Origin of the sequence: Mesorhizobium sp. M0060, assembly GCF_040323155.1 — a bacterium.
Lineage (GTDB): Bacteria > Pseudomonadota > Alphaproteobacteria > Rhizobiales > Rhizobiaceae > Mesorhizobium.
Genome location: NZ_JAMYUP010000050.1, coordinates 1 through 15,805 on the forward strand (window position 1 = coordinate 1; position 15,805 = coordinate 15,805).

At 61.6% G+C, this 15,805-nt stretch carries 13 protein-coding genes and 2 pseudogenes; 13 read left to right on the forward strand and 2 right to left on the reverse strand.

The window, feature by feature from the left end; genetic code table 11:
• Positions 1-100: 100 nt before the first annotated feature.
• A pseudogene (locus tag NKJ94_RS29260) lies at positions 101-362 on the reverse strand (MarR family winged helix-turn-helix transcriptional regulator); the annotation flags it as partial.
• Positions 363-437: 75 nt separating this feature from the next.
• On the opposite strand from NKJ94_RS29260, the pseudogene NKJ94_RS37645 reads away from it, so the two are divergent.
• The 4 genes and pseudogenes from NKJ94_RS37645 to NKJ94_RS29275 all read left to right on the forward strand — a co-directional run.
• Positions 438-536: pseudogene (locus NKJ94_RS37645) on the forward strand (hypothetical protein); the annotation flags it as partial.
• A gap of 15 nt (positions 537-551) precedes the next feature.
• Positions 552-755, forward strand: coding sequence for a hypothetical protein (locus NKJ94_RS29265; RefSeq protein ID WP_502904225.1), 204 nt, complete (start codon positions 552-554; stop codon positions 753-755).
• 94 nt (positions 756-849) lie between these two features.
• Positions 850-939, forward strand: coding sequence for a hypothetical protein (locus NKJ94_RS29270; RefSeq protein WP_352530215.1), 90 nt, complete (start codon positions 850-852; stop codon positions 937-939).
• Positions 940-1,382: 443 nt separating this feature from the next.
• Positions 1,383-2,933, forward strand: coding sequence for a Fic family protein (locus NKJ94_RS29275; protein ID WP_352530217.1), 1,551 nt, complete (start codon positions 1,383-1,385; stop codon positions 2,931-2,933).
• A gap of 443 nt (positions 2,934-3,376) precedes the next feature.
• Here NKJ94_RS29275 and tssH read toward each other — a convergent pair whose 3' ends face one another.
• Positions 3,377-6,121, reverse strand: a complete 2,745-nt coding sequence (gene tssH, locus NKJ94_RS29280; RefSeq protein ID WP_352530163.1) for a type VI secretion system ATPase TssH — start codon at positions 6,119-6,121, stop codon at positions 3,377-3,379.
• Between the two features lie 338 nt (positions 6,122-6,459).
• On the opposite strand from tssH, the gene tssA reads away from it, so the two are divergent.
• From tssA to tssJ, 9 genes are read left to right on the forward strand one after another with little or no spacing between them, the layout of a single operon-like run.
• Entirely contained in the window at positions 6,460-7,638 is a 1,179-nt protein-coding gene (gene tssA / locus NKJ94_RS29285; protein WP_352530165.1) for a type VI secretion system protein TssA, read from the forward strand.
• A 6-nt stretch (positions 7,639-7,644) separates the two neighbouring features.
• Positions 7,645-8,184 carry a type VI secretion system contractile sheath small subunit gene (tssB, locus tag NKJ94_RS29290; protein ID WP_352530167.1) on the forward strand — a complete coding sequence of 180 codons (540 nt, stop codon included), beginning with the start codon at positions 7,645-7,647 and terminating at the stop codon, positions 8,182-8,184.
• Positions 8,185-8,186: 2 nt separating this feature from the next.
• Positions 8,187-9,692 carry a type VI secretion system contractile sheath large subunit gene (gene tssC / locus NKJ94_RS29295; RefSeq protein WP_352530169.1) on the forward strand — a complete coding sequence of 502 codons (1,506 nt, stop codon included), beginning with the start codon at positions 8,187-8,189 and terminating at the stop codon, positions 9,690-9,692.
• A 46-nt stretch (positions 9,693-9,738) separates the two neighbouring features.
• Positions 9,739-10,200 carry an Hcp family type VI secretion system effector gene (locus NKJ94_RS29300; protein ID WP_352530171.1) on the forward strand — a complete coding sequence of 154 codons (462 nt, stop codon included), beginning with the start codon at positions 9,739-9,741 and terminating at the stop codon, positions 10,198-10,200.
• Positions 10,187-10,942 carry a type VI secretion system baseplate subunit TssE gene (tssE, locus tag NKJ94_RS29305; protein ID WP_352530219.1) on the forward strand — a complete coding sequence of 252 codons (756 nt, stop codon included), beginning with the start codon at positions 10,187-10,189 and terminating at the stop codon, positions 10,940-10,942. Before NKJ94_RS29300 ends, tssE begins: the two co-directional genes overlap by 14 nt.
• A gap of 1 nt (position 10,943) precedes the next feature.
• Positions 10,944-12,818, forward strand: a complete 1,875-nt coding sequence (gene tssF / locus NKJ94_RS29310) for a type VI secretion system baseplate subunit TssF (protein WP_352530173.1) — start codon at positions 10,944-10,946, stop codon at positions 12,816-12,818.
• A complete protein-coding gene (gene tssG / locus NKJ94_RS29315) occupies positions 12,782-13,849 on the forward strand; it encodes a type VI secretion system baseplate subunit TssG (protein ID WP_352530175.1) in 1,068 nt (355 codons plus the stop codon). Before tssF ends, tssG begins: the two co-directional genes overlap by 37 nt.
• Positions 13,846-15,318 (forward strand): type VI secretion system-associated FHA domain protein TagH, encoded by a 1,473-nt coding sequence (tagH, locus tag NKJ94_RS29320; protein ID WP_352530177.1) that lies wholly within the window; start codon positions 13,846-13,848, stop codon positions 15,316-15,318. The genes tssG and tagH overlap by 4 nt, the downstream gene beginning before the upstream one ends.
• A 3-nt stretch (positions 15,319-15,321) precedes the next feature.
• Positions 15,322-15,777, forward strand: coding sequence for a type VI secretion system lipoprotein TssJ (gene tssJ, locus NKJ94_RS29325; protein ID WP_352530179.1), 456 nt, complete (start codon positions 15,322-15,324; stop codon positions 15,775-15,777).
• The last annotated feature ends 28 nt before the right edge of the window (positions 15,778-15,805 follow it).

The following is a 15,805-nucleotide window of genomic DNA, read 5'->3' on the forward strand; positions in this document are numbered from 1 at the left end:
TTCTGCTCATCTTCTTCGATCACTTGGTGTCCACCTATTTCGGTGGACACCTTGTGCATCAGAGCACTCAACAGCAAAAGGTGCGGGGAAATTCGCGCTTACGCTTGAGCAACGGCGTCAGCGTCGCCGAATCAAGCCCAAGCACTTCGCCAAGCTCGCCCACCCAGCTTGGCGCTCGCTCCCATAGCGCGAGCATCGCCAGATATTATAGGTCAGCCCCAGCGGATCGAGCAGCGGCCGGTAAGCCGGGTCATCAGCCCGCTTGCCGAATAGAGCGCAAAGCAGAGCTGCTGATCAAGCCGCCGAATCCCGCCGGAAGCCGCCGGGAGGTCCTCGGGTCTGGTTGTGATCTCTAAGGGCATGCTGCCTTTGCCGGAAGTGCCACCGCCGAAAGCGCCACTTCGACATTGCCCCTGATGGCATTGGAATAGGGGCACATCCGATGCGCCGCCGATACAAGCGATCTATGCGCGACAACCGCTGTCGGGCCGCGGCGCCGAGGACGATTCGATCCGAAGGGCGTACCAGCGCTCTATTCCTCGCTATCGGTAATGACGGCGCTGAGGGAAGCCAATCACCAGATGAAAGTTTCTGGAGAGGCGAGAACCCAGGCCATTGCCCGGCGCCTGACGGCCAGTGGGTTCAATGCGCTGTTGGTCAAAAGTTTCGCGCCCGGCGCGCCCGACAGCGACTTAAATCTCGCGCTCTGGCGTTGGAGCGACAAAGCCCCCTCGCGCCTCACCTTGATTGGCTGACGCGGTTTTGATGAGCGCACCAACAGGTGCACTGGGAATTTCTCGCCGACGAGCCTAAAAAGGCCTACGAAAAGACGAACAGGGGATTGGAATTATCTACCCGTCGGTGAGACATCAGGGCAGCACCTGCCTGGCGGCGTTCTATCCCGATCTCGTCCAAAATCTCAGACAAGGCGGCACCTAGCGCCTTGAATGGCAGGGATCCCGCTTCCCACAGTTATCAACCGATGACTCGCGACGCAGGCGCCATCCAAAAGTGTGCCTGCTCTGGGTCCGGTCGGTCGTTGTCTCCCTCAGAGCTCATGCCGTCGACGTCGGTCGCTGCGACTTCCGCTGAGACCACGCCCTCGATTCTCTGGCAAATCTCCTTGACAACGCCTGATCGGTCGGCCGGTCTTCGCGCCTTCGAGATGGACGACTGCGGTCACGCCGACAAATCCTTCGCTGACCACCGAGGGATCCAAGGCAGGGCCGCAGCGGTCGAAATTTCGAGGACGCGCTCGCGCACGCGCCAGGTCGTTCTTTTTCAGTCAAATGAGCGTTGCAGAATTGTTTTTCATAAGCCAGTATCGTTTTTCATACGATTTGCTCATCATAACTAAATTTCACGATGCAATCACAAACTTCATGAACGTCCCGGATCAGCATCAATTTTCAGGCCCTATTACCGTTTTTCAGGAAATCCGCCTTCCTGAAAAGGCGACACCCGCCGGGTACAGCGCCCTGATCGACGGGTACAAGATCGCCGTGCCGCTGCCGCGCACGCTTTCCGCTATCGGTGAGCACCACCGCATAATCGAGCAGGACGGCTGGCGCATCATGACACCGCGCCACGCCCCTCGCCCGACGCTTGAAGGCCACCTGACCTTCGCCCTAAAATATGAGGGTCTTGATCTTGCTGTCATAAAGCGGTTATTCCTGGCAACAGGTCCCGGGCCGATCGAGGCGCTCGTGCGCGAAAGCCCGACCGGGAGTTACGCTCGCCGCATCTGGTTCCTTTATGAGTGGCTGACGGGCATGCGCCTGGATCTTCCCGACGCAGAAGCCGGACGGTACGTTCCGGTTATCGATCCTGGGCTGCAGTGGGCTGCGCCGGACAAGACTGCTTCCCGCTACCGCGTAAAGGACAATCTGCCCGGCACACCCAATTTCTGCCCGATGGTTTTTCGCACGAAACTTCTCGAAGAGTTCATCGGCCTCGACCTGCCGCAGCGCGCGCAGGCGATCCTCGCGGAGGTGCCGCGTCACCTTCTCGCGCGGACCGCAGCCTTCCTTTTGCTCAAGGATTCGCGATCGAGCTACGCGATTGAGGGCGAGCGTCCGCCGCGGGACCGCATCCAACGCTGGGGCCGCGCCATTGGCGAGGCTGGCCGCCAGCCGATTGATCGCGATGAGCTGCTTCGCCTGCAACGGATCGTGCTCGGCGACGCCCGTTTCGTGAAGCTCGGGTTCCGGCAAGAGGGCGGCTTCGTCGGCGAGCATGACCGCGACAACCGCATGCCCCTGCCCGATCATATCAGCGCCCGGCCCGAAGACCTGGCGTCGCTCATCGACGGGATGGTTGCGTTCGACCGCGGCCCAGCGCAAGGCCTCGATGCTGTAATCGCCGCGGCGATCCTCGCCTTCGGCCTCGTCTACATCCACCCTTTCGAAGATGGCAACGGCCGCATTCACCGCTACATGATTCATCACGTCCTTGCCGCCCGCGGCTTCAACCCGCCCGGGGTCGTGTTTCCCGTCTCGGCCGCGATTCTGGAGCAGATCGATGAGTACCGGCGGGTGCTCGAGAGTCATTCGCGGCGCCTGCTGCCGCTGATCGAATGGGAGCCGTCGCCGCAATTCAACGTGCGGATCTTGAACGACACGGGCGACTTCTATCGCTTTTTCGACGCCACACCACACGCTGAATTCCTCTACGCCTGCGTCCAGCGGACCGTGGAGCAGGACCTTCCCGAGCAGACCGCCTTTCTGCGCCGCTATGATCAGTTTCGGCAGCAAGTCGATGCCTTCATCGATATGCCCGAACGCATGACCGACCTGCTCTTTCGTTTCCTCCACCAGAACGACGGTCATCTCTCCAGCCGTGCCCGCGAAAAGGAGTTCGCAGCGCTAACTGATGACGAGTCAGATCGAATCGAGGAGATCTACCACCAAACATTCGGCTCCGGCTTGAGGTAACGAGGTGTTGTGGACCAATGTAATGCGGCCCTTTCGCGAGCCCCGCACAATCGGTGACGCTCAAACGGGGCAAATGGATGTCTTTAGGGCGTTGCCGCCCGCTTGTTACATAGCGTCAGTAGTGACTACCTACCGCCACCCTAGAAGCTCGCGGATCAGGTGATCACCGCAGGTCTCGTGGAATCCTGTATCCGTCGTGCGACATGCCGGCGTCGAGCAGAATGCGGTCGCTACATTCTCCGTGCTTTCCTGCTCGAATTTCAGCAAGTCGGCGATTCGATAGCCCATGGACTCGCAGCCGCTGGGCGAAAAACAATTTCAAGGCGCATCGCCCTGGTGAACGGAAGGAGGGGACTGCGTGCGAGGCCGCAATGTCAAAAAAGACGAAAGGCCGCTCAGCGCGCGAGCCCCGTCGAAAAGGCGCCGCCCAACATTTGCCGGACCTATTCGAAGGAATAGGTGAACGCTTGGCCTGAGGCGCCAACCGTCACCTTTGTCATCTTTTCGCCAGCGAGTGACCGGTTCAGCACGCCGCGGCTTAATTCCGGGAGAAGCGTGTTGGTCAGGATGGCGTCAATCATCCTGCCGCCGGACTCGATCTCCGTGCAGCGGGTCTTGATCAGATCCATGACACCGTCGCCGATTACCAGTTCCGCGTCGTTGGTTGCACGCAGCCGGCGAGCGATCTTGGCAAACTGGTGACGGGTGATTGCCTCGATCATCGAATCCGAGAGCGGAAAGTAAGGGATGGTCACCACCCGGCCGAGAAAGGCCGCAGGGAAGACCTTCAGCAACGGGCTGCGCAACGCGGTGTCCAGTTCGTCGAGCCCTGCCCGTACCGCGCCATTCCTGGTCCGGTCCATGATGACTTCGGAGCCGACATTCGACGTGAGCAGGATCAGCGTGTTCTTGAAATCGATCCGTCGGCCTTCACTGTCGTCCATCATCCCTTTGTCAAAGACCTGGAAGAAGATTTCGTGCACGTCCGGGTGCGCCTTCTCGACCTCGTCGAGCAGGATCACCGAATAGGGTTTGCGTCGTACCGCCTCGGTGAGAATTCCGCCCTTGCCGTATCCGACATATCCGGGCGGCGCGCCCTTCAAGGTAGAGACCGTATGTGCCTCCTGGAACTCGGACATGTTGATCGAGATCAGGTTCTGCTCACCGCCGTAGAGCGTTTCGGCCAGTGCCAGGGCGGTTTCGGTCTTGCCGACGCCCGAGGGGCCGCAGAGCAGGAACACGCCCACCGGCTTTTCCGGCGCGCCGAGCCCGGCGCGGCTGGTCTGCACGCGCTTGGCGATCATCTCCATGGCATGATCCTGGCCAACCACGCGTTCGGACAGAGTGGCGGCGAGCCGCAGCGCCTTCTCGGTCTGGCTCGACAGCATCCGTCCGGTCGGGATACCGGTCCAGTCCTGAACCACTGCTGCCACAGCGTTGCGGTCGACCGACGGCAGGATCAGCGGTGTTTCGCCTTGCGCCTCGGCCAGTTCACTCATCAGTTCGCGCAGCCGGGCGAGATCGGCGGCCGGATCGGTCGGAGGGGTATCGCTCGCCGCCGGTGCCTTCGCGCCGGCCTCGGCCTTTTCGGTCTCCGGCTTGCCCTCTGTCTTGGTGGGTGCCTCCTCCGTTTCCACGACATCTAGAGGCACGCCGTCGCCGCGCAGCCTGGCGCGCAGTTCGAGTATTTCGGCAACCAGCGTCTTTTCGCGCTCCCAACGCTGCTGCGCGGCGGTGAGTGTGAGCTCGGTTTGGGCAAGCCCTGCCTCGACCCGCGCCTGCCGCTCGGCCACTTCAATGCCGATGGCAGCCTCGCGGCCGATTATGCCGCGCTCGACCTCCAGCGCCTGGCGCCGACGTATGATGTCCTCGACCTCGGCCGGCGTGGCGTGCTGCGAAACGGCAACGCGCGCGCAGGCGGTGTCGAGAAGGCTGACCGCCTTGTCCGGCAACTGCCGCGCCGGTATGTAGCGATGCGACAGGCCGACCGCTGCGTCGATCGCCTCATCCAATATCTGCACCTTGTGATGCTGCTCCAGAACGCCGGCCACCCCGCGCAACATGAGAATGGCCACCGATTCCGAGGGCTCTTCGATCTTTACCACCTGGAAGCGGCGGGTCAGCGCCGGGTCTTTCTCTATGTGCTGCTTGTATTCGGCCCAGGTCGTCGCCGCGATGGTGCGCAGCTCACCGCGCGCCAGTGCCGGCTTGAGCAGATTGGCGGCGTCGCCAGTTCCGGCAGCACCACCGGCACCGATCAGGGTGTGGGCTTCGTCGATGAAGAGGATCACCGGCGCTTCGGACGATTGAACCTCGTCGATTACGGCCTTCAGCCGCTTTTCGAATTCACCCTTTACGCTTGCACCCGCTTGCATCAATCCGACATCGAGCATGCGCACGCTCACCCCCTGCAGCGTGGGCGGCACATCGCCCTGGGCGATGCGGAGAGCAAAACCCTCGACGACTGCCGTCTTGCCGACACCCGCCTCGCCGGTCAGGATCGGGTTGTTCTGCCGGCGCCGCATCAAAATGTCGACGATCTGCCTGATCTCCGGATCGCGACCGACGACCGGATCGATCTTTCCGTCGCGGGCGCGCTGCGTCAGGTCGGTGGCATATTTGGTCAGCGCCGAATCCCCACCGGGAGCCCGCCGCCGCGCCTCTGCAGCGGGAACCGAAGCCGAAGCGCCGGCTTCGAGTGAGCCGTCCATGACATCGGCGAAGCGCGCCATGACCGCGTCGGCATCGATCTTGTCAAACTCGCCGCTGATCTTCGACAGCAGGCCTTCCAGCACCGGCGTCTTCAGGCAAGCGAGGAGAACATGTGCGCTGCGGACTTCCTCCACTCCGAATTCCAGTGTTGCCAGATTCCAGGCTTCCTGAATGGCGTGGAAGATATGGTCTGAAAATTCCTCGATCGAGGTCGCGCCATAAGGCAGCTTGTCCACCGCGCGGGTCATATCGGCCGCAAGCCGGCTCGCATCCACACCCGCATCGGCGATCATCATCTGCACATCCGAGCGGTCGGAGAGCACGAGTTGCTCGATGAAGTGGACGAGTTCGATGTAGGGGTTGCCGCGCAGCTTGGCGCTGTCTGCCGCAGCCTTGAAAGCACGCAAGCCTACAGGATTGAGCTTGCCGACCAGTTCCTTACGCTTGAAGCTCTGCGATGACCGGCGCTGTTCCATCGAACGTGCTCCTGCATTCTGCAAGTTGATAACCTGCCACATAAGCAGCCGCTTGACAAAGTGGGTGATGAACGAAGGCTTCGGTGCCCGGTTTCGCCGGGTCGTACCATTTGTGAAAGGTCTCGCCTCACCGGCTATAAACAACCACGCGACCGGCAGCCCCGATGCGATGCATTTCAGATGCTGAGTTCGGCAGTTACGCCAGGGATTTCAGCACTCAAGACTCGGCTAAGTTAGCTTTCGTTAATTTTTCAGCGATCGCTGAATTGTGGTGAGGTGCAGCCGTGTGATAACGTAAGGGCAGGCATGGCCTCAGGGCCAGTCACTGGGGGATCGGTGTGATAGATATCGCACTCTGGCTTGCTCCGCTCGACGGTGAAAATCCGTCCGGCGAAGATTTGCGCAACGATCCGATGTTTCACGAGCTGGAGCGCCTGACGGAGCCGCAGGTCAAGGTGGACCATGACGGCAACAACAGGGCGGTCTCGCAAAGTACAATTCCTGTCGACTGGCCAGCAGTGCTCGCCAAGGCGGAGGAATTGCGCGCGCACGGCCGCGACCTGCGTTTGATTGTCATTGTCACACGCGCACTGGCCAATGAGCAGGGACTGGCCGGGTTGGCGCACGGTCTGATCCTTATTGCGCGGACATTCGACCAGCATTGGGAAACCATGCACCCGGCGCTGCGGCCCAACACACCGCCTCGCGATGCCGCCTTGCGCCGCATCAACGCTCTGCTCGACCTTCAGAATGGTCAGGACGGGCTGCTTGCCAACCTGCGGCAAATGACTTTGTTTGCGCCACGCTCGATCGGGCCGATCAACGGACGCGATCTGGAACAAGGCGCGCTCGACGATCGTGTCATGCTCCAAGAAGCAGCGTCAGGATTGAATGCGGCCGAAAAGGCAGCGCTTGTCAGTGCACACGGACAACTCTTGAACCGGGTCCGTGCCGGGTGCGCGGCACAGGCGGATCAAGCCAATGCGGAAATGCTGTCGCTCATCGCCGATGCGCGTGCCGCGGTCGCAGCACTGGAGGCAGTCGAGGCAGCCCTCAACGCTCGCCTTGAAGGCGGCGGCGGCACCGCCGTTCCGGAATTAAAGCGATTTCTGCAGCGTTTGCTGACAACCCTCGAGCGGAACTCAGCTGCCAGCGCGATGACGAATGGCTCGGCAAAGCCATCGCCCTCGCCTGCAGATGCGGCAATCCCTGCTCGAAACGGTCATGGAGCCGATACTGTGACAAGTATGGCAAGCTACACGGACTCCAGCACGGGACTTCCCGAGCGGATTTCTTCGCGCGACGACGTGGTGAAATGCCTGGACCTCGTCATTGCCTTTTATGACCGCACCGAACCGTCCAGTCCGATTCCGCATCTCGCCCGCCGTGTACGCCGGATGGTGCATATGGATTTTGTTGAACTGATGGAAGATCTCGCCCCGTCGGGATTGAAGGAATTCCGGCTCCTTGCCGGCGTTCCCGATGCCAAGAAGACGGCCCAGAAGGATGAAAGGTAGCAAGCCATGCCAGCCGAAAGCAAAGCGAAGGTCATTGAACGCAATCGCGCGCCGCGGGTGCAGATCGCCTATGATGTGGAAACCTACGGCAGTCCGACGACAATCGAACTGCCGTTTGTCATGGCCGTGATGGCCGACCTTTCGGGCGCTTCGCAGACCAAGGAAGCGATGAAGTCGGTGCTGGACCGCTCCTTTGTCGAAACCGACGCGAACCGGTTCCCACGTTTCATGGAAGCGCTCGGACCCCGCGTGAAAGCCCGCGTGAAGAATACGCTGCCCCAGTCTGAGGGCGCCGAGCGGGACGAGGAACTGGCGCTTGATCTTACCTTCACCAAGATGGGCGATTTCGCACCGGACAAGATCGCCGAGCAAGTTCCGCAATTGGCAGAAATCCTCAAAATGCGTCGCCAGCTCGAGGAACTTCTCGGCTTCATGGACGGTCGCGTCGACGCCGAAAAGCGCATTGCGCAACTTCTCAATAACGAACCGCTTCTTGGCAAGATCGCCAGCCAGGCACTGGCCGACGACGATAAGGCAGGGGAATGATCATGGCCGAACAGCAAAAGACTGCCGCCGTCACCGCCGAGGCCGAAGCCATCGACCTGGGAGAATTCAGCGGCCTCCTCGAGAAGGATTTCAAGGTCAAGAAGGACGACAGCGAGAAGCTGCAGCAGCTCGTGCGCAATCTCGCGCTTGCGGCGCAAACGCGGTCCGACACCACCACCATCTCGTCCAATGCGATCAAGTCGATCAAGTCGCTGATCGCCGGGATCGACAAGATGCTGTCGGAACAGGTCAACGAGATCCTGCACGCGCCGGAAGTGCGCGAAATCGAGGGCACATGGCGTGGCCTCTGGTATCTCGTCAACAATACCGAGACGGATCAGAAGCTGAAGATCCGGGTGATGAACATTTCCAAGCAGCAGCTGGCCGACACGCTCGAGGATTATGAGGGCCAGATGTGGGATCAGAGCCCGATCTTCAAGAAACTCTATACGGACGAGTATTCGATGCTTGGCGGCGAGCCTATCGGCTGTGTGATTGGCGCCTATGAATTCTCGAACCACCCGCGCGACGTCGGTCTTTTGCGCAACATCTCCGGGATCTGCGCCTCTGCACACACGCCGTTCATCGCAGCTGCCTCGCCGCGCCTGTTCCGGATGGACAGCTGGCAGGAATTGCCGAACCCGCAAGACCTGCAGCAGATCGTCTCAAACCCGGCCTATGCCTCGTGGCAGTCGCTGCGCGAGAGCGAAGACGCGCGCTACATCGGCCTGACCATGCCTCGCGTTCTGGCAAGGCTGCCGTATGGCACGGATACCGTTCCGGTGAAGAGCTTCACCTTCGAGGAAGAAGTGCAGGGCGATCACAACAAATATGTCTGGATGAATGCAGCCTTCCCGATGGGCGTGAATATCAACCGCAGCCACAAGCTCTATGGCTGGGGCACGCAGATCCGCGGCGTCGAAAATGGCGGCACAGTCCTCAACCTGCCTGTGCACAGCTTCCCGACCGATGATGGCTCGATAGCGATGAAATGTCCGACGGAGGTCGCCATCGACGACCGGCGCGAGGCTGAGCTGGCCAAGCTCGGCCTGATGCCCATCCTGCATCGAAAGAATACCGATCTCGCGGCCTTTATTGGCGCGCATTCGCTGCAGGACGACGAGACAAGGGCAGGACGGCTGGTCGACCCCGATGCACAGGCCAACGAGCGGCTAAGCGCCAACCTTCCCTATCTCTTTCCGGTGTCGCGTTTTGCCCACTACCTCAAGGCTATCGCGCGCGACAAGGTCGGTTCGTTCAAGGAACGCTCCGATATGCAGATCTGGCTGACCGAATGGATCAACCGCTACGTGCTGGCCAACCCGGCCTTTGCCGACGACAAGGCGCGCGCCAAGCGCCCGCTTGCCGCGGCCGAGGTTCAGGTGGACAGCGTGGAGGGGCGGCCCGGCTACTACAATGCTCGCTTCTATCTGCGCCCGCATTATCAGCTGGAGGGCATCAATGCCTCGCTCCGGCTGGTGTCGGAACTTCCGTCCGTGAAGACTTGATTTGCACAAACAACATCTTGGTTTTTGAAAGCGGTGGAGAAAGACAATGCCCACAAATACGAAGATTGATGGCTTTCTGAAGGTTCCGGATATCAAGGGCCCAAGCATTCGAGACGGCCACGAGGACGAAATCGAAATCCATGGGGTCGATTACAAGATGGTCGCACCCTACGATCCCAATTCGCTGTCTCGGCGCGGTCGTGTTTCCTTGGGGATGATCAAGTTCACCAAGCACTATGACAAATCCTCGCCCTACCTGAAAAAGGCGCTGTTTGAGAACAAGGCGCTGGACGAAGTGGTGTTTTCGGCGCGGCGAACCATTGATGGCGAGACCAAGGATTACCTGGTCGTCACCCTGACCGACGCCTCGATCATGGAATACGACATGTCGCAGGCCGAGGATGAGGAAGACCTGATCGAGGAAGCGGTCAGCTTCGCCTACAAGAAGATCAAGTTCGTCTACGACGACAACGATGAAATCGAAATGGATGTCTATGTCGGCAAGTGAGGCCCGGCGGCCCGGCGCGGACACGTTGCAAGGCAGCGGCAGTTCGCGAGCAAAACGCGAAGCGGTCCAGCCCTCTCTTTGGGACCGCCTCGTAAACGATCTGCCGGGCATGACTTCCGAGATAGACGGGCTGCGCCAGGCCTTGCAGGATGAGCTTGGCGCGGAGCGACTGGACAATCTGGTTGCAGCCAGTGCGCGGCTCGTCGACGCCGACGCGGAGTTGACGGCCGATCAGAAGCGACGCCTGCACCGCCTGGCCTTTCAGAGCCAGCACCGCGCCGAAATCGAAAGCCGCGGCGTGGTGGTGTCGGCTCGTGTGCTCAAGGAGGCCGTGCGGCGCGACGTCGAGGCCTTGTTCAACACCGAGCGCTTCGAGGCCGTTCCGCTTCTTTCCGATCTTGAAAGCGAGCAGGCCGCGGACAACCCGCCGTCGCTCGCTGATTTTCCGGAGGTGCGTCGCAGCGTGGTCAACTACGGCGTGCCTTCCTTCTCGGGTCGTTCCTCTCGAGACTTTGATCGCGAGGCCCTGGCGCGCGAGATCCGCTCGGTGCTTGCCACGTTCGAGCCGCGTCTCAAGGAAAGCGCAACAAAGGTTACGGTAACCCTTGGCGACAAAACCGTGGGCCTGAAGATCGAGATAGACGCGGTGTTGATCATGACGCCGACGCCAGAACGCATGCGCCTGCGGACCACGATCAATCTCGATAACGGCTTGGCTCGGACCGAATTTAGGGAGGCCTGAGATGGATCGGGTCTTCGTAGAATATTACGAGGAGGAACTGACCCATATCCGTGCGCTCGCGGCAGAATTTGCCGACATGCACCCGGCGGTGGCGCGCAATCTTTCACTCGATACCGTCCCCTGTCCGGATCCCTATGTCGAGCGGCTGCTTGACGGCGTTGCGTTCCTCGCCGCGCGCACCCGGCTCAAGGTCGATGCGGAGCGCTCGCGGTTCTCACGCGCCGTTCTTGACGTGCTCTACCCCGATCTTCTCACGCCGGCGCCGGCAACGGCAACGGTGGTGCTGAAACCCGGCCAGCAGGTCCAGACAATGATTGCGGGCCATATTGTCAAGCGCGGCACGCGCCTGGTTTCAAGTCTGCAGCCCGGCCTGTCAACGCGTTCCACGTTCACCACCGCCCAGGACATGACGCTGTGGCCGCTTGCGATCACCTCGGTCGGCTATTTTCAGGATCGCAGCGCCTTGGGGGCAGCCGGCATAGGGCCGATCGGCGGTGTTGGTGGCGAAGCGGCGCTTCGCGTCACGTTGGCTCGGACCGGCAAAGGCAAGCTCGACGAACTGTCGCTCGATCGGCTTGACTTCCACTTTGTCGGGCGCACCAAAGCACCACTGCTTTTCGACGCTATTTTCGGGGCCTGCTCGGCCGTTGGCGCACGGGCCGAAGGCAAGGCCAACCCACTATCGCCCTTGCCGCTACCCGAAATGGTCGGCATCAGCGACGACGAGGCGCTGATGCCTCGTACCCGTCCGACCTTCGAAGGCTACCGACTTCTGCGTGAATACTTCATCATGCCGGAGCGCTTTCACTATACTCGGCTTTCCGGGCTGCAGCCCATCGTGCGCAGATGCACAAACGGGCTCGAGATCATCTTCATCTTCAGGCGTCCAGTGCCTGAGCTGGCCGATCTGACGCCTGCGGATTTCGAGCTTTTCGCAACGCCGATCATCAATCTCTTTGAACGTGAGTGCAATGTCATCGAGCTCGATCCGCGCAAGACGCGGCAGGTGCTGCATGCCGACCGCACGCGAGCGCGGGACTTCGAAATCTATCGGGTCATCCGCGTCGAGGACGCCGACAGCGAAGGCAACGACGCCGAAATTCCGGAGCTCTTCAGCCTGGGACAGAACCGCGGCAGCGGTTGGGTTTATTCCACCGAACGGCGCCCACGCCGCCCGACAGAGGAGGAACGGCGCGACGGCCTGACCCGCACCTCATACACCGGAGATGACGTTTTCCTGGCGATTTCACGTCCGGCGGAGAGTCCGGCGAACCGGCCGCTGAAGCGTGTCGACGTCGTGGCGCTCTGCACCAACCGCGATCTGCCGATCCTTGACGACAACCCTACCCTGACGCTCGAAGCCGGCGACCCGGTCGAAACGATCCGGCTTCTCGGCGCATTGCGCCCGCCTCGCCCCGCCATCCCTGCAGCGCTGCCGACGGGTGCGGCGGGAGAATCGCGAGCCGACAATCTCGCCTGGCGGCTTGTAGCGCAGCTTGCGCTCAACTTTCTCAGCCTTGCGAAGGAAGGTCGCGGTATCGACCCGCTGCATGCGCTGCTTGAGCTTTACGCAGATAGGGGCGACCCGAGCCTCGCCCGCAATGTGCACTCGATCGTGCGCATCGATTCTCGGTCAGTCATCGAACGGCTGCAGATCGACGGACCGATGTGTTTCGGACGAGGCACGGAGGTGACATTGCATGTCGACCAGTCTGTCCTGGCGGGGCAAAGCACATTGCTGCTTTCGGCCCTGCTGGCGCGGCTGTTTGCCCGTCACGCCGGAATAAACGGATTTGTGCGAACCCGCACACGGCTGCTGCAGAAGCAGGAGGATGTGCCATGGCCGATGACGCCCGGCAATCGCTACCTGATCTAGACGAGGCCGGCCTGCACCGCGCCGAAGCGCTGTCGGATGCGTTCGACTTCTTCGAGCTGTTGCGCCGGCTCGAACGCAGAGGCGGGCTGTTCGGCTATTCCGGCCCGCCGGAGCGCGAGCCGTCAAGGCTCGGGCAGCATATCCGTCTCAGCTTTTCCGCCAAGGACCTGGCAGAATTCCGCGAAGCGAAGGACAAGGCCCCCGCCCGGGTTACAGTCGCCAATATCGGGCTGATGGGACCTGAAGGTCCGATGCCTTTGCATTTGACGCGCTGGGTGCTCGATCGTCTGTCGCAGCGCTGGTTCACCGGCGCCGATTCACAGCAGACCAGCGATACGACATTCATGGACTTCGTCAACATTCTTCAGCACCGTATGATCGCCCTGTATTATAGAGCGTGGGCGGATGCGCATCCGGCGGTTCAGGTCGAGCGCGCGGTGGGTGGGCGCGTTCGCGCCATGCTTGAAGCAATCGCAGGGATAGGGCTTCCCGGCACCCAGAACGCCGATCTGGACGCGGTGAAGCTGCGCCAGGCCGCTTCGCTTGCCAATCAGGTCGACGGCCCTGAGCGGCTGACGCTGTTTCTGGCAGAGGCGTTCAAGGTGCCGGTCCGGATCAGGGAGTTCATCGCTGCCTGGATAACCATACCAGCCGCGCTTCAGACCCGCCTTGCCAAAGCCTATGCGGGGCTTGGTCGGGGAGCGACGATCGGTCCGCGCGTTTTCAACCGCCAAAGTAGGATTGAGCTCCGCGTCGGCCCGTTGGGGTATGAGGACTTCAAGGCGTTCCTGCCGGGCGGTCAGCGCCTCAAATTGTTCAAGCAGGCCGTCCGCGAGATGGTCGGGGAATCGCTCGACGTCGATCTGCGCATCGTGCTGGCGCGCGATGCCGTTCCCCCGCCCCGTATTGGAGCCGTGCAACTCGCCCGGACCGCGTGGCTTGCGCGGCCCGCTGAAAGGGGCGATGCTGACGACATGCGGCTGCGGACAATAGTCGGCTGGCGGCAGGAAGGGGCGGAGGTCGCGGCATGAGTCTGCTGCTGACGCTGGAGCAAGGGCCACGCACACAGGCGGTACGACAGACCCAGCTTGACGAAGGCGAGCTGGTGATCGGCCGCAGCGCGGACGCCGGCTGGCAGATCGACGATCCCGACATGTTCGTTTCGCGGGCTCATTGCAGGATCACTGGTGGGCGAGACGGATATTTCGTTACCGATACCTCGAGCAGCGGATTGTTCATTGATGACTCCGACAGCCCGCTTGGCGCCGGCAAGTCGACGCGGCTTCGCAATGGCATGCGGCTGAGACTGGGCGACTACATCGTGTATGTCGACCTGCAGACGTTGACCGCCCAAGCGACAGCAGCAGCCAGCCCAGTCCCGGAGCGCTCGCCAACGGCGTCTCGGGCGCCGGTCAGCATCGGCCGCGATGATTTCTTTTCAGCCACCGTGGAAGAAGAGCCGCGGCGGCCACGTCCAGCCGACCTCCCGAATGCCTTTGAGCAGCCGATCCCGGGTGCATTCGAGCGCGCCAACTCCAGACAGCGCAGTTCGCCTGCTTTCGATGACCCGTTCAGCCTCGATCCGGTTTCAACGCCGCTATCCAAAGACGCAGCCGGCTATCCAGAACCAGCCAGCGCGCCCAAACAGGCAGACCCTTTCGGCCTTGACCCGGCGCCGTCCCGCAACGGCGCAACCGAGCCCACGGCCGGAGAGCCGCCGGAATTCAATGACGACTTCGGTTTTGAGCCAGCCGCGACCCCCAGTTCGGGAAGCGGCGCCGGTTCGACCAGTCAGCGCCAGCGCAACGCCCAACGACCACAATCGGCCAATGCCTGGGACCTGCCTGTGCGGGCGGCAGAGGCCCCTCCCCCAGTGCGGGCAGGCGCTGCTGCCAACCCCGCCCGTCCGCCGCCAGCGGCGCAGCACGCCGACATGGCGCTTCGCACTGCATTCCTGCGCGGCATGGGCGTCGCGGAGGCCGACTTTCCCGGGCGCGACGCCATCGCTGAGATGGAGAAGTTCGGCCGCGAATATCGGCTTATGATGGAAGGCCTGATGCAGCTGCTGCGCAAGCGTGCCGAAGAAAAGGGGAATGCTCGCGTTGCCCAGACAATGGTCGGAGCCTCCGAAGTCAATCCACTCAAGTTTCTACCGACCGTCGACGACGCGATCGTGACGCTGATTGCCGAACGCAGTCCCGGATTTCTCGCCGGCGAAGCGGCAATCGCGGATGCGGTTCGCGATCTCGCACAACATCACGTGCGCGCCTGGCGTGGCGTGCAGGCCGCCTTGCGGCGGATGGTCGACCGTTTTGAGCCGGCAGCGATCGAAGAAGAGCTGAAATCAAGTTCGGCGATCGGCACGCTGCTTTCGGGCGGGCGCGGCGCCAAGCTGTGGGAACTCTACCAGAAACGCCATCGTGAAATCGCCGAGAGCGCGGAAAAAAGCTTTCTCGGCGAAATCGGCGCCGATTTTCGGGATGCATATGAGGAGGAGTAAGACATGATCGATCGACGCGACTTTATCGTTGCCCTGGGGGCAACCGGGCTGCTTACGGCTTGTCAGAGTGCCGGGCCGCCAAAGCCGTCGGTCATCACGGTCAAACTGACCGGTGCGGCCGGTATGAATGCTGGACCAGGCGGCGGCGACCGGCCAGTGACGGTGCTCGTGATGCGGCTGCGCAGCACCGGGAAATTCAACTCCGCCGACTATTTTGCTTTGCAGGGGGATGCCGGCTCGGCACTGGCAGGCGATCTGATCGGGTCTGACCAGATTGCGGTGGGGCCGGGAAAGACCGCGTCCAAGACGATTACGGTCGAACCGGAAGCGACGGCCCTGGGCTTCGTTGCGCTGATCCGTGAGCCTGGTGGACGAAACTGGCGGACGACCAAATCGGTCTCGCCGGGATCAAACTTCACGATCAATGTCACGCTTGGCAGCGGCGGCATTTCCGCCTAGCGGCCAAGGCAAGGGGAGTTCGATGCAG